The following is a 13,516-nucleotide window of genomic DNA, read 5'->3' on the forward strand; positions in this document are numbered from 1 at the left end:
TATCCACTTCGCTTGAAAACGCTTTGTCATTTACCGACCAGGCTGCACTTGCTGCGGTCGAGCGGGCGAAAGGCCTGGTCGGGCGGGATGGTCGCGATCAGCTTGACGAAGTCCCACGGGCCCTTGGATTCCTGCGGTGTCTTGACCTGCACCAGATAGAGGTCGTGCACCATGCGCTGGTCCTCGCGGATGCGGCCGCTCGTCGTGTAGGCGTCCGAGACAGGTGTCGCCTTCATCTTCGCCATCACGATCGCGCTGTCGTCGGAGTCGCTGTCCTTGACCGCCTGCAGATAATGGCGAACGGCGGAGTAGACGCCGGCCTGGATCTGCGACGGCATCGCCTTGCGGCGCGCATAGAATGCATCGGAGAACTTTCGCGCGGCCGGCGAGACGTCTTCGAAGAACGAGGTGACGATGAGATCGCCGCGCGTCGCCTTCAGGCCGACCGCCTCGATGTCGACGTTCTGGAACGACATCGGCACGATCTTCATGCCCTGCTCGGCGAGGCCGAACTCCTCCGCCTGCTTGATCGCGGTGGCGTTGTCGCCGGCAACGTTGATCGCCAGGATATTGGCGCCCGACGACTGCGCCTGGAGCAGGAACGACGAGTAATCGGGCGTGCCGAGCTGGGCCTTGACGCTGCCGGCAACCTTGCCGCCGAGCGCGGCGATGCGCTCGCGCGCCGTCGCCTCGATCGAATGGCCGAAAGCATAGTCGCCGGTGATGAAGAACCACGGCTCCTTGCTGGTCTGCATCACGCCGGAGACCACCGCCGTCGCGGTCGAATAGGCGTCCTGCGTCCACTGCACGCTCGAGGGCGCGCAGGCCTCATCGGTGAGCTGGTTGGCGCCGGCGCCGGAAACCAGGAAGATCTTGCCGTTGCCGCGCACCAGCTCTTGCACCGCGAGTGCCGCGCCGGAGCTGCCGCCATCCGCGATCGCCTGTACGCCGTCGCTGAACCATTTTCGCGCGAGAGAAGCCGCTAAATCCGGCTTGTTCTGGTGGTCGGCCTGCAGGATCTCGATCGGCTTGCCGTTGATCTTGCCGCCGAACTCCTCTGCCGCCATCCGCGCCGCTTCGACCGAACCCGGCCCCATCGCCGTTGCGAAAATGCCATTCATGTCGGTGAGCACGCCGACTCTGACGGCGTCGCCCTTGATCTCGGCGCGGGCAGGGGAGCCTGCAAGCGCCAGCGTGGTCAGCACGATGGCGGTGGATGTGGTGCGGCTGATGGCCATGGCGTTTCCTGGTTTCATCGTTGGTTGATCGGTCGCAGCGGTCAGGCCGCCTCCGCGATGACCTTGTTGCGAAGCGTTCCGATGCCGGAGATTTCGACCTCGACGGTGTCGCCGGGGCGCATCCACAGAGGCGGTGTGCGCTTGGCGCCGACGCCGCCGGGCGTGCCCGTGACGACGACGTCGCCAGGAACAAGCGGACAGATCGTCGAGATGTAGGCGATCAAGTCGGGGATACCTGTGATCAGGAGATCCGTCGTGGTGTCCTGCACGACCGTGCCGTTGAGGCGCGTCTGCAAGGTCAGCTTCGACGGATCGGGGATCTCATCTGATGTCACCAGCCACGGGCCAAAGCTGCCGCTCTCCGCAAAAGTCTTGCCGGAGAGGAACTGGCTGGTGTGGCGCTGCCAATCGCGAATGCTGCCTTCGTTGTAACAGGCATAGCCGGCGATGTGGTCGTGCGCGCGGTTTGCGGGAATATGGCGGCCTTGCTTGCCGATAACGAGCGCGAGCTCGCCCTCGTAGTCGAAATCGTCGCTGACTCTGGGCTTCACGATCGGCTGGAGATGGCCGACCTGGCTGCAGGGAAAGCGGACGAACAGTGCCGGCTTCTCGGTGACGGTGCGCCCCGTTTCGGCGACATGGTCGCGATAGTTGAGACCGACGCAGATGATCTTGCCGGGATCAGGGATCACGGGCGCGAAGCTAATCGCATCGAGCGGATGATCGGGCATGGTCGATGCAACCAGCTTTGCCGCCTCGGCCACGCGGCCCGCTTCGAGCAACTGCCGCAGCGTGGTGCAGGGCGCCATGCGGCTGCCGAGATCAACGACGCCATTGTCCTTGACGGCGCCGAAGGAGGCGCGACCGTTGGCGACGAAAGAGAGCAGCTTCATGAGATGTCCTTGGAGTGTGTTCGGTCAGGCCGCTGACGGCACGTGGGTTGGAGGCGTGATGGCAGCGATGAGCCGGTCGAGCTCGGCATCGTTGCGGGCGGTGCCGTGGATGTAGCGGTCGGGACGAACCCACGCGGCGATGATGCCGTGCTCGCGCAGCCAGGGCCCGATGCCTTCGGAGTCATCGCTGGTCAGGATTTTCATCCCCGCTTTCGGAAGCGCTGGACGCGGCAGGCTCTCGACGAGGAGTACATGGCTGTAACCGATCCGGTCGTCGCCGCGGCTACCGTTCTTCAGCATGAACTGCGGCGCGAGATGTCCGGTGAGAGGAAGGTCGCGAAGCGCGAGCCCGGGTCCAAGCAGGGGTTTCTTTACCTGGAGCTTCACGGGCGCATTCTCGCGTACCTGCCCGGCGGCAAGGCCGGCTTCGATCGCCTTGGTGTTGATGACACCGCCGAGGCGAATGGCGAGTTCGATGAACTCGCGCACATGCGGTTGGCGCTCGCTCTGATAGGTGTCGAGCAGGTCAGCAGAGGCGCCGTCACCAATGATTGCGGCCAGCTTCCAGGCGAGATTGGCGGCATCGCGGATGCCGGCGCACATGCCCTGGCCGAGGAAGGGCGGGGTCTGATGAGCTGAATCGCCAGCGAGCAGCAGCCGGCCGTTGCGCCATTGCTGTGCGATCACGGAATGAAATGTGTAGACCGCCGCACGCTCGAGCTCGGCATCCTCGGGCGCGATCCAGCGCGACAGCAGCTCCCAGACCTTTGCCGGTTGCGCGACCTCGTTCGAATCCTCCGCTGGTAGCACCGTGATCTCCCAGCGCCGCCGCGACCCGGTGCCACGCACGTAGGTCGCTGGCCGGCGCGGATCGCAATGCTGGAGGCTATAGTCGCCGAGATCGTCACGCGCGCGCTTGAGCAGTACATCGATCACCAGCCAGCGCTCGTGGAAGCCGAGATCGTCCATCCCGGAACCGATGAAGCGGCGAACCAGAGACCGTGCGCCATCGCAGCCGATCACATAGGAGGCGCGGACCTCGCTGAGCTTGCCGTTGGAGAGATCCTCGTAGCGGACGCGCACGCCGGTCTCGTCCTGATCCAGCGCGAACACGTCGCAGCGGCTGCGCAAGGTGACGTGCGGCCAGCGCGCAAGACCACCGATCAGCACGTCCTCCAGATCGGGTTGATGGAAGCGGTAGCTGAGATTCCAGCCCATCGGCGTCAGCGTCTGCGGCCGTGACCAGTCCAGCAGCATTTTGCCGCTTGCGTCGAGGAACAGCATGCCGGGGCTGAGGATGACATGCGGCAGGATCGCATCGGCAAGTCCGATGGTCTGGAACACGCGCATGCATTCGTCGTCGAAATGCACCGCGCGCGGCAGATGATAGCTCCGCGCCTCGCGCTCCAGCACCAGCGTCCGCACGCCGCACAGGCCGAGCAGATTTGCGAGCGTGGCGCCGACGGGGCCTCGGCCGACAATCACGACGTCACAGTCTTCGGTGGTGGATTTATCTTGCATGGGGCTATCTCTTCCCCAAGCCATGCCATCGCTTCAATGGCGTCAGCCGAAGTGTCCGCCCAGCGGACGGCCCTAAACTTCAACCGGAATGGTGTCAGCCGTCTCCCGAAGCTGCCTGACGAACTCTGCCACTGCTTCCTCGATCCGCAGCGCCGACCGGATCCAGATGATCGAGATGCAGCCGAACACGGCGCCGCTGCGCACGATCGGAACGGCAATTGATGCCGTCTTTGGATTGAATTCGCCCTCGCTGCGGATCGCATAACCGCGCGCCTGCGTTTCCGCGATCATCCGATCGAGGCGGCCCTGGTCGAGGAAAGGGCGGTCGTCGGCCTCGTCGATGCGGCGGAGATGGCTGACAATCAGCTCGCGCTCGCGCGCGGGGCAGGCGGCGAGATAGGCGCGGCCCGCGGAGGTTCGGAGCATCGGCAAACGCTTGCCGATCATGCCGCGGTCGATCGAGAGCGGGCTGCGCGAATGGGTGGTCTCCTGCACCACCATCGCGGCGTTCTCGTAGGTGGAGAGATCGACCGGCCAGACCAGGGTCTTGCTCAGCTCGGCAAGATAAGGCGCGGCCGCCTGGCAGATCACCACGCCGGGATCGTAGCCATCGCCAAGGCTCAGGGCGAGCCGGGTGACACGAAACCGGTCGTCGCTGGCGCTGCGGGCGACATAGCCGAGCTCCTCCAGCGTCTCGAGCAGGCGATAGACGGTCGGGCGGGGCAGGTCGAGCGCGCGGGCGACGTCGCCGGCGCGGATGCCGCCGGAGCGGTTGACCTCCTGCAGCACGTCCAGCCCGCGCTTGAAGGCGCGGACGCCTTCCGACTGCCGCGGCTTCCCGTTCCGCGTCCGCTCCTTGGACACTTCGCATTTCCTCCCTTGTGGCCGCTGGCCTCGCGGGTATCGTCATTGCGAACGCGAAGCGATTGCGGGATGTCACCGTAGGATCGCGCGCCGCCGGTATCAAGTTCGCCGCGATAGGGCGAAGATGGCCTCGGGAGGACATCGATGGAAATCACTGCGCTCGGCTATATCGGGATTAATTCGTCGCAGCTCGATCAATGGGGCCAGATGGCGACCGGGCTGCTCGGTATGCAGCAGGTCGATCGCGGCGGCAAGATGCGCGCCTTCCGCATGGACGATCGCAAGCAGCGTCTGATCGTCAATGGCAGCAGCGATGCCGGCCTTGCGGTGATGGGTTGGGAAGTTCCTTCGTCCATCGAGCTTGACCAGCTCGCCGGCCGGCTGGAGGGGCATGGTGTGAAGGTGACGCGCGGCTCGCGCGCACTGGCTGACGAGCGGCACGTCGCCGAGCTGATCATTTTCGCGGACCCCGCCGGCAACCGGCTGGAGGCCTTCTGCAAGCCGGAGCTCGCAAGCGAGCCGTTCAAACCGGGCCGGCCGATCTCGGGATTTCGCACCGGCGCGCTCGGCATGGGCCATGTCGTGCTCAATGTGGAAGATGTGGAGCCGCTGTTGCCGTTCTATCGCGACGTGCTCGGCTTCCACGTGTCCGATTTCGGCCTCAAGCCCTACGGGCTTTATTTCTTCCACGTCAACGGCCGCCACCATTCCTTTGCGATGGTGGGTTCGGGCCGCAAGGCGATGCATCATTTCATGGTCGAGCTCGGCAGCCTCGATGATGTCGGGCAGGGTTATGACCTCGCGCAGCTCGAAGATGGCCGAATTGCCTACACGCTGGGCCGGCACACCAACGACCACATGACCTCATTCTACGTGAACACGCCTTCCGGCTTCTTCATCGAATATGGTTGGGGCGGGCGCGTGATCGATCCCGAGACATGGCAGCCGCACGAGACGTTCGATGGCCCTTCATTGTGGGGGCACGAGCGTTTCTCGATGCCCGAAGAGCAGCGCAAGCGCCTGCGCGACATGCGGCTCGATGCTGCGGCCCGCGGCGTTCGCGTCGCCGATCCGCGCGTGCCGCCGCTGAACTGCGCGTGGCTGGATCAGGTGATCGCGCGCGAATGAGCGCCGCTGGTCACGATCAGGTCTCGCCGAGATCGGGTTGCGTCAGGATGCCCTGACGCAGCGCCAGCCGGACCAGCTCGATGTCGGAGCCGACGCCGAGCTTGTCCTTGATCAGCGAGTGCAAATTCGCCACCGTCTTCGGGCTGACGTGCAGGGTCTCGGCGATCTCCTCTGTCGTGTTCTCGGCGAGCAGCAGCCGCAGCACCTCGAATTCGCGCGGCGTGAGCACGTCGGCGGCCGAGCTCTCGCCGCTGATCCGGCTCAGCGCCAGCTCGTGGTCGATGTCGGGGCTGATCGCGATCTTGCCGGCGAGCACGTCCATCACCGCGCGCACCAGGGTCTCGGGCGGGCTGGTCTTGGTGACATAGCCTCGTGCGCCGGCACGGATCGCCTGCATGGCGAAACCGGCATTCTCATGCATGGTGAAGACGAGAATCTTTGCCGCCTTGTCCCATTGCCGGATACGCCTGACAGCCTCGACGCCGCCGATGCCGGGCATGCTGAGATCCATGATGACGAGGTCGGGCGGCTCGGATTTGTAGAGACGGTAAGCTTCCGCGCCATCGCCGGCTTCGGCGATGACGCGCAGGCCCGGCTGCTTCTGGAGCACGGAGCGATAGCCTTCGCGGACCACGGAATGGTCGTCGACCAGCAAGATGGTCGCGGTCATGCCGCGTGCTCCAGCGCCTGCGGACCCACGGCTGCGAGCGGAATGACCACGCGGAGGGCAGAGCCGCCGTTGGGCCCGGCCTCAAAGCTCAGCCGGCCGCGCAGCGCCGCGACGCGCTCGCGCATGCCGAGCAGGCCCATGCCGGACTTCGCGGCGGGATCGTGCGAGCGACCATCATCGTCGACGGCGAGGGCGATCTCGTCCCCATGCATCGTCAGCTCGAGGTTGACCTTCGTGGCGTCGGCGTGCTTGGCGGCGTTGGTGAGCGCTTCCTGCACGATGCGGTAGAGGTTGGCGCTGATCGTGGCCGGCAAGGTCTCGAACGTGCCGTCGAAGCGGATCGAAAAGCTGGTCACGCCGCGACGGCGTCCGTTCCACCCCGAAACGAGACCTTCGAGACTGGCAACGAGGCCGAGCTCCTCGACATCAGGCGGGCGCAGTCGGAAAAGTGCGCCGCGCAGCGTCTCCATCATGCCTGTCGCGGTCCGCGCGATGCCGTCACATTCGCCGAGCAGGGAGGGGCAATCTTGCGCGGCGGTCTGACGGGCGGAGGAGGCGAGTGCGCGGATCGCGGCCAGCGATTGGCCGAATTCGTCGTGCAGCTCGCGGGCGAGATGGCGGCGCTCCTCGTCCTGGAGCGCGATCAGCTTCCGCGTCAGCTCAGCGCGCTCGGCCAGCGCGGTATCGAGGCTCTCGGCGAGATGGTTGAAGACATCGCGAACCGCGGTGAGCTCGGCGAGATCGAACGGCGGCAGGCGAGTGGTGAGGTCGCCAGCGGCAATTCGTTCGAGGCCCGCGCGGATCATGCGTGTCGGACGCAGCGCGCGTGCCAGCGCGGCATAGACCAGGACGCACAACAGCGGCAGGGCGATGGCCAGCGCCAGTATCAGACGACCGGCCTCGTGCCAGGCCTCCGCCGTCTGCACGGCCGGATCGACCGAGACCACGACGTCGCCCAGTTTCGTTCCGCGCACGACCAGGGGCCGCGCGGCCTCGCGGCCTAGGTCGAACAGGCCACGGTAGAACGCCGTGAAGATCTGCGGCGGCGGGTCGTCCGCGACAGGTGCACCGCTACAGAAGCGCTGGAGCAGCTCGCCACTCGGCCCGCGGAAGGCGAGGCACAGGCCGGGGGTCATCACATAGGCCGACACAGGATCGAGATTGGGAAAGTCCGAGCGGGGGCTCGCCGTCCACAGCACCTTGCCCTGCTGCAGCTCCAGCGTCTTCGCCACGATGGCGGCGATGCCGTCGATGCGCGTGTGCGCCGCGCGGTCGGTCGTGATAAGGAAATAGGCTGATATCGCGGCGAAGCAGGTGGCCGATATGGCGGCCACGCGCAAGGTCAGGCGGACCTTGAGATCGAATCTTTCGCGGTTCCACATCGGCGGGCACCTGACGCGAACGGAATGTCGCTCCTCGCATTAAAGGGCAGAACGCCGGCCGCGCAAAGCGGCACGCTTGCCGCAGTGCAACGTCGTGAAATTTTCCCGGTGTCGGCCGGGATGGCCGCGCTGGCGCAGCCCTAGAACGTCAGCTGCACCTTCATCGACTGCGAGCGGTCGCTGGCCAATTCGAACGCGGCGACTGCGTTCTCGAACGGCATGGTCGCCGTAATCAACGGTTTGACGTCGATCAGGCCTTCGCCCATCAGCCGCACCGCCAGCTCGAATTCTGGATCGAAGCGGAAGGTGCCGCGGAGCTGCAGTTCCTTGGCGACGATGGAGTTGATCGGCAGCGTCATCTCGCCGCCGAGGCCGAGCTGCACCAGCGTCGCGCCGGGCCTGAGCACGTCGAGCGCGGCGCGCAGTGCGGCCTGGTTGCCGGAGGCTTCGAACAGCGTGTCGAAGACGCCCTTGCCTGCGCGCCAGGGATCGAGCGCGGCAGCATTGGTCGCGACATTGATGGCGTGGCTTGCGCCGAGCTTCTTGGCGACCGCGAGCGGTGTCTCGGCGACATCAGTCACGACGATCTCCGACGCGCCGCCGAAACGCGAGACCAGGATCATCAGCGCACCGATCGGTCCGCAGCCGGTGATCAGCACGCGCTTGCCGAGCAGAGGACCGGCCTGCTTGCCCGCATGCAGGCAAACCGCGAGCGGCTCGGCGACCGCGGCTTCCGCCAGCGACAGCCTGTCGGCAATCGGCACGGCCTGCGTGGCATCGACCGTGATGTACTCGCGGAAACCACCCTGCACATGGGGAAAGCGCATCGCGCTGCCGAGAAAGCGCATGTCGAGGCACTGGTTGCGCATTCCCTCCTGGCAATGCAGGCACTGGCCGCAGGGCCTGCTCGGATTGACGGCGACGCGCGTGCCGGCCTTGACGGCGGTGACGCCGTCACCGACGGCCGCGACCACGCCCGCGATTTCGTGTCCCAGCGCCATCGGCTGTTGGATGCGGACCACGCCGAAACCGCCGTGATGGTAGTAGTGCAGATCCGAGCCGCAGATGCCGCCATTGGCGATCTTGACGCGGACCTCGCCCGGGCCAGGTGCCGGATCAGGATAAGTGTCGATCCGCAGATCCTTGGGGGCGTGAATGACGACGGCGCGCATGGTCTCGTTCCCTGGTGTTTGCGATTACATCGCGGCAATCATGCCGCCATCGACATAGATGATCTGGCCGTTGACATAGGTGGAAGCGTCCGAAGCCAGGAAGATCGCGGCGCCCACCAGCTCGTCCGGCTTGCCCCAGCGCTTGGAGGGGATGCGGCCCATCAGCCAGGTGTTGAAGTCGGTGTTGTTGACCAGCGCCTCGTTCATGTCGGTGAGCATGTAGCCGGGGCCGATCGCATTGGCCTGGATGCCGTGCTGGGCCCATTCCACCGCCATCGAGCGCGTCAGATTCTTGATGCCACCCTTGGCGGCGGTGTAGGGCGCGATGGTGGGGCGTGCCAGCTCGCTGCCGAGCGAGCCGATATTGATGATCTTGCCGTGCTTGCGCGGGATCATGCGCTTGGCGGCTTCGCGGCCGATCACGAAGGCGCTGGTGAGGTTGGTCTCGATCACCTTGCGCCATTCGTCGGTGGTGAACTCAACCAGCGGCTTGCGATGCTGAATGCCGGCATTGTTGACGACGATGTCGACGGCGATGCCCTTTTTGTCGAAGTCGTTGAAAGCGGCGACGATCGCGGGCTCGTCGGTGACGTTGAACGCGGCGCCCTCCGCCTGGTGGCCGGCGGCACGAAATTCGGCGACGGCCTGCTCGACGCGCTTGGGATCGACGCCGTTGATGATGATCCTGGCGCCGGCCTTGGCCATGCCTTCGGCAATGGCGCGGCCAAGCCCACGCGAAGAGCCGGTCACGAGCGCGGTGCGGCCGGAAAGGTCGAAGAGGGCAGTGCTCATCTCAGAAAATCCTCAAGCGTTGGAGCGGCGCACGATCAGATCGGAGCGCTCGAATACGGCGGGGAGAAGATCGACACCAAGGCCGGGACCTTCCATCGGGAAGACATAACCGTCCCTGATCACGGGCATCGTGGTGACGAGCTCATTGTACCAGCCCTTGTAGAAGGCGCGCACTGATTCCTGGATCAGCGTGTTGGGCTGGCTGAACGACATGTGGATGGCCGCGATGAAGCCGATCGGACCGATGCAATCGTGCGGTGCGAAGGGCCGGTGATAGGTCTCGGCCATCGCCGCGATCTTGCGGCCTTCGGTGAGGCCGCCGGTCCAGCACAGATCCGCCATCACTACGTGCATGGCGTCGCGGTCGAGCATGTCCTTGTAGGGGAAGCGCGAGCCCAGCGTCTCGCTGGCGCAGACCCAGACGTCGGTCGAACGGGCATATTCGGCCAGCGCCTGCGGCGAATTCATGCGGATCGGGTCTTCGTACCAGGTCGGCTTGTAGGGCTCGAGCGCGCGGGCGATCTGCTTCGCGGTCGGCAGATTCCACAATGAATGGAGTTCGACCATGATCTCCATCTTGTCGCCGACCGCTTTGCGGATTTTCTCGAACGGCTCGATCGCCTGCTTCATTTGAGCAGCGGTGATGTAGAGACCTTTGTTTTCCTGGGCCGCGGGATCGAACGGCCAGATCTTCATCGCGCTGATGCCACTCTCCAGCAGGCTTTCGGCCAGCGCGTCGGCGCGGTTCATGAAGCCGTCGAGGTCTTCGTAAGGCCCTTTGGACGCCCCGAGATTCCAGTTCGAGACCGGGCTGATATTGGTGGACCGGACATATTGCGTACCGGCGCAGGTGTTGTAGATGCGCTGCTTGTCGCGGCACAGGCCGCCGAGCATCTGGTGCACTGGCTGATTGCAGACCTTGCCGAACAGGTCCCACAGCGCGATGTCGATGGCTGACGCCGCGCGATATTCGACGCCGGTCGAGGACTGCGCCATCGGCAGGTTCAGCATGTCGCGATGGATGGCTTCGATGTGCAGGGGATTACGGCCGAGCAGGCGGCCGGCAAAGGTGTCGTGGATTTGTGCTTCGACTGCGCCGGCACCATAGAAGGTTTCACCGAGGCCGATCACGCCCGCGTCGGTGTGAACGCGCACCCAGATGACGTTGGAGAACTCCTCGGTACGCAGCGTCTCGATCGACGTGATCTTCACGGCTGTTGTCCTCCGTCACCGGGCGCGCTGCGCCATTCTTGTTGTCATTTTGCACCGCAATAAGCCGCGGCCTGTCGGCGGCAGTCTTACGCCTGCTTGTAATATATCACAACATGTTTTAAGGCTGCCACAAACAAGGCGCCGCCCTGCAACGAAAGCATGGCGCGGACGGGAGGACGACATGGCACGCCGCAAGCGCGCGCTCGAGGTGGTGAGATCGGACGGTGAGGGCAGGCCCTCGCGGCGCAATCGTCTCAACTTCTTCGAACTGGCCTATCAGAAGATCGAGGAGCTGCTCGTTCATTGCGAGCTCAAGCCCGGTCAGTTCATGACCATGCTGGAGCTGCAGCAGATCACGGGCTTCGGGCGCACGCCGGTGCATCACGCCGTTAACAGGCTCTCCGCCGACACGCTCATCATCATCCGGCCGCGCCACGGCCTGCATATCGCGCCGATCGATCTGGCGCGGGAGCGCATGCTGCTCGGCCTGCGGCGCGACATGGAACGTTTTGTCATTCGCCTCGCGGCGGATCGCGCCAGTCTTTCCCATCGTAATCAGGCGCTGCACATCGAGCGGGTGCTGCGCGAGCGCCGCGCCACGCTGAGCCTCGACGAATTCAACAGCATCGACCGCCGGATCGACGCGCTGGTGCTGGAGGCCGCGGGCGAGCCGTTCCTGGTGCATACGCTGCGGCCGCTGCACACGCTGTATCGCCGCATCGGCTACATCCACCACCGCTTCATGCCTGGGCAGGCCGATCTGTCAGGAACGATCAATCATCATCTCGGTATTCTCAACGCGGTCGCGAACCGCCGCGTCGAGGATGCCGTGAAGGCGAGCGACGCCCTGATCGACTACATGGGCGAGATGTTCACGGGGATGGAGGCGGGAATCGACCCGCGCCTGCTCGATTGCAGCATCGAGCCGCTGCTCGACGCTTAATGATTTTTAAAGAGAGGACCAAACATGTCGACGATGGCCGTGCCACAACCGACCGCGAGCGAAGCCGCGGTCCGCTACCTCATTACCAATTACAGTCCCAAGGGCAACAAGGTTGGCTGGCTGATGATGGCCTCGATCTTGGTCGAGGCCTGGGACCTCTATTCGATCGCCTTCGTCCTGATCTTCATCAAGGAGCAGTACAATCCCGATCCCCTGATGCTCGGCCTTGCCGCAGCGGGCACGCAGGGCGGCGCGCTGATCGGTGCGCTGCTCGGCGGCTGGCTGTCGGACAAGATCGGCCGCCGCGTCATGTTCCTGGTCACGATGGTGATGTTCATTGTGCTGGCGCTGGCGCAGGCCTTCGTGCCCAACGTCTTCTGGCTCGTTGTAGTCCGATTTTTCCTCGGCATACCGCTCGGATCCGACATCTCGACCGGCTACACCTACATCATGGAATCCATGGCCAAGGGCGAGCGCGAGGTCATGGGCAACCGCTGGCAGTTCATGTTCGCCGTCGGCGAGGTCCTGACGATCGGCGTCATCGTCATCTTCCTGCTGCTCGACATCCATCACGAGACGCTGTGGCGCGTGACGCTCGGCCTCGGTGCGCTGCCGGCGCTGATCATCCTGATCATGCGTCACGACGTGCCGGAGACCGCGGTGTGGCTGGTGCAGAAGGGCCGGTTCCGCGAGGCCAAACAGGTCGCGCGCGAAATGTTCAACGACAATCTCGACATGCTGCCGGACCAGGACGTGGTGATGCCGAAGGTGAGCACCCGCGCGTTCCTCGCCGACCTCAAGAAGGATCCGATCCGCTGGCGCGCGACGGTCTATGGCTGGATCGCCTGTTTCATGCAAGCGAGCGAGTTCTCGACCTTCGCGTTCTACCTGCCGGTGCTGTTCGCGATGGTCGGCGTCTCGTCAATTCTCGGCAACAATCTGGTGACGATGGCGCTGTTTGCCTTCGCCGGGCTGTCGGGCTGGGTCGGACCCTTGCTGACGCCGAAGATCGGCCATCGCGGCATCTCGATCGCAGGCTTCTCGATCGTGCTGGTGTCGCTGCTCGTCGCGGCCTTCGCGCTCTACACCGACAACAAGGTGCTGCTGCCGTTCGCGGCGGCCGCCATGCTGTGGGGGCATTATTGGGACGCATCGAACTGCATGACGATCCCGACCATGGTCGCCAAGCCCAAGTACCGCGGCACCGCCAGCGGCTTCGCCTACATGTTCGTGAAGCTGCCGTCGTTCCTGGCGATCTTCCTGTTCCCGTCGCTGTTCGCGGCGATCGGGCAGGCCAATGCTACGCTGTTCGTCGCGATCTTCCCGCTGATTGGATTGCTCGCCGCAATCTTCATCCTTCCTGAGGTCTACGGTTACGAGAACGACTGACGTGTTGCCCGGTCGTGGTCTTGGGACCGCGATCGGGCTTCTACCGCTATGGGCTCACGAACACGGGATCAAGCCCCGTCGATGCCTGGCCGAGCAGGCCGATGGCTTGAAGCTGGGCGCTGTGCAGGTCGATCTGCACGATGGCGAATAGCGCCAGCAGCACCACGACCGCAAAGACGAGCATCGGGTGAGAGTCGTCACTTGCGGGGGCGAAGCCCTGAATGGAGCGACGCAGGGAAACACTCTGTGGCAATGCCCGTGACTGGATCTGCATGATGGACCTCCTCGCCGCGCCCTATGAGGCGGCGCGAC

13 protein-coding genes are annotated in these 13,516 nt (G+C 64.7%); 3 read left to right on the plus strand and 10 right to left on the minus strand.

Features of this window, described 5'->3' with window-relative positions; all coding sequences use genetic code 11:
• Positions 1 to 26: 26 nt before the first annotated feature.
• The 4 genes from BM374_RS17760 to BM374_RS17775 form a co-directional block, all read right to left on the minus strand.
• Entirely contained in the window at positions 27 to 1,238 is a 1,212-nt protein-coding gene (locus BM374_RS17760) for an ABC transporter substrate-binding protein (RefSeq protein WP_092294347.1), read from the minus strand.
• Between the two features lie 41 nt (positions 1,239 to 1,279).
• The gene (locus tag BM374_RS17765; protein ID WP_092294348.1) at positions 1,280 to 2,131 is read right to left on the minus strand and encodes a fumarylacetoacetate hydrolase family protein; all 852 of its coding nucleotides are present in this window, start codon (positions 2,129 to 2,131) and stop codon (positions 1,280 to 1,282) included.
• A gap of 24 nt (positions 2,132 to 2,155) precedes the next feature.
• The gene (gene mhpA, locus BM374_RS17770; protein WP_092294350.1) at positions 2,156 to 3,652 is read right to left on the minus strand and encodes a bifunctional 3-(3-hydroxy-phenyl)propionate/3-hydroxycinnamic acid hydroxylase MhpA; all 1,497 of its coding nucleotides are present in this window, start codon (positions 3,650 to 3,652) and stop codon (positions 2,156 to 2,158) included.
• Positions 3,653 to 3,724: 72 nt separating this feature from the next.
• Positions 3,725 to 4,516 (minus strand): DNA-binding transcriptional regulator, encoded by a 792-nt coding sequence (locus BM374_RS17775; protein WP_092294352.1) that lies wholly within the window; start codon positions 4,514 to 4,516, stop codon positions 3,725 to 3,727.
• 144 nt (positions 4,517 to 4,660) lie between these two features.
• On the opposite strand from BM374_RS17775, the gene BM374_RS17780 reads away from it, so the two are divergent.
• A complete protein-coding gene (locus BM374_RS17780) occupies positions 4,661 to 5,644 on the plus strand; it encodes a VOC family protein (protein WP_177248376.1) in 984 nt (327 codons plus the stop codon).
• Positions 5,645 to 5,660: 16 nt separating this feature from the next.
• Here BM374_RS17780 and BM374_RS17785 read toward each other — a convergent pair whose 3' ends face one another.
• From BM374_RS17785 to BM374_RS17805, 5 genes are all read right to left on the minus strand, one after another.
• The gene (locus BM374_RS17785; RefSeq protein ID WP_092294354.1) at positions 5,661 to 6,314 is read right to left on the minus strand and encodes a response regulator; all 654 of its coding nucleotides are present in this window, start codon (positions 6,312 to 6,314) and stop codon (positions 5,661 to 5,663) included.
• Positions 6,311 to 7,696, minus strand: coding sequence for a HAMP domain-containing sensor histidine kinase (locus BM374_RS17790; protein ID WP_092294356.1), 1,386 nt, complete (start codon positions 7,694 to 7,696; stop codon positions 6,311 to 6,313). The genes BM374_RS17785 and BM374_RS17790 overlap by 4 nt, the downstream gene beginning before the upstream one ends.
• A 140-nt stretch (positions 7,697 to 7,836) precedes the next feature.
• Entirely contained in the window at positions 7,837 to 8,868 is a 1,032-nt protein-coding gene (locus BM374_RS17795) for an L-idonate 5-dehydrogenase (RefSeq protein WP_092294358.1), read from the minus strand.
• Positions 8,869 to 8,892: 24 nt separating this feature from the next.
• Entirely contained in the window at positions 8,893 to 9,660 is a 768-nt protein-coding gene (locus BM374_RS17800) for a glucose 1-dehydrogenase (protein ID WP_092294360.1), read from the minus strand.
• Positions 9,661 to 9,672: 12 nt separating this feature from the next.
• Entirely contained in the window at positions 9,673 to 10,872 is a 1,200-nt protein-coding gene (locus tag BM374_RS17805) for a mandelate racemase/muconate lactonizing enzyme family protein (RefSeq protein WP_092294362.1), read from the minus strand.
• Positions 10,873 to 11,053: 181 nt separating this feature from the next.
• Between BM374_RS17805 and BM374_RS17810 the strand changes: the two genes are divergently transcribed.
• Complete coding sequence (locus BM374_RS17810) at positions 11,054 to 11,815, plus strand: GntR family transcriptional regulator (protein ID WP_092294364.1); 762 nt, start codon at positions 11,054 to 11,056, stop codon at positions 11,813 to 11,815.
• 24 nt (positions 11,816 to 11,839) lie between these two features.
• The gene (locus tag BM374_RS17815; protein ID WP_092294365.1) at positions 11,840 to 13,204 is read left to right on the plus strand and encodes an MFS transporter; all 1,365 of its coding nucleotides are present in this window, start codon (positions 11,840 to 11,842) and stop codon (positions 13,202 to 13,204) included.
• 46 nt (positions 13,205 to 13,250) lie between these two features.
• Here BM374_RS17815 and BM374_RS17820 read toward each other — a convergent pair whose 3' ends face one another.
• Entirely contained in the window at positions 13,251 to 13,478 is a 228-nt protein-coding gene (locus BM374_RS17820) for a hypothetical protein (RefSeq protein ID WP_092294367.1), read from the minus strand.
• Between the last annotated feature and the right edge of the window lie 38 nt (positions 13,479 to 13,516).

Source organism: Bradyrhizobium sp. Ghvi, from assembly GCF_900115265.1.
In the GTDB taxonomy this organism is placed as follows: Bacteria; Pseudomonadota; Alphaproteobacteria; order Rhizobiales; family Xanthobacteraceae; genus Bradyrhizobium.

Coding starts and splice junctions, on each gene's coding strand:
- BM374_RS17760 (WP_092294347.1), bottom strand. CDS start 1,238: ATGGCCATCAGCCGCACCACATCCACCGCCATCGTGCTGACCACGCTG.
- BM374_RS17765 (WP_092294348.1), bottom strand. CDS start 2,131: ATGAAGCTGCTCTCTTTCGTCGCCAACGGTCGCGCCTCCTTCGGCGCC.
- mhpA (WP_092294350.1), bottom strand. CDS start 3,652: ATGCAAGATAAATCCACCACCGAAGACTGTGACGTCGTGATTGTCGGC.
- BM374_RS17780 (WP_177248376.1), top strand. CDS start 4,661: ATGGAAATCACTGCGCTCGGCTATATCGGGATTAATTCGTCGCAGCTC.
- BM374_RS17785 (WP_092294354.1), bottom strand. CDS start 6,314: ATGACCGCGACCATCTTGCTGGTCGACGACCATTCCGTGGTCCGCGAA.
- BM374_RS17790 (WP_092294356.1), bottom strand. CDS start 7,696: ATGTGGAACCGCGAAAGATTCGATCTCAAGGTCCGCCTGACCTTGCGC.
- BM374_RS17795 (WP_092294358.1), bottom strand. CDS start 8,868: ATGCGCGCCGTCGTCATTCACGCCCCCAAGGATCTGCGGATCGACACT.
- BM374_RS17800 (WP_092294360.1), bottom strand. CDS start 9,660: ATGAGCACTGCCCTCTTCGACCTTTCCGGCCGCACCGCGCTCGTGACC.
- BM374_RS17810 (WP_092294364.1), top strand. CDS start 11,054: ATGGCACGCCGCAAGCGCGCGCTCGAGGTGGTGAGATCGGACGGTGAG.
- BM374_RS17815 (WP_092294365.1), top strand. CDS start 11,840: ATGTCGACGATGGCCGTGCCACAACCGACCGCGAGCGAAGCCGCGGTC.
- BM374_RS17820 (WP_092294367.1), bottom strand. CDS start 13,478: ATGCAGATCCAGTCACGGGCATTGCCACAGAGTGTTTCCCTGCGTCGC.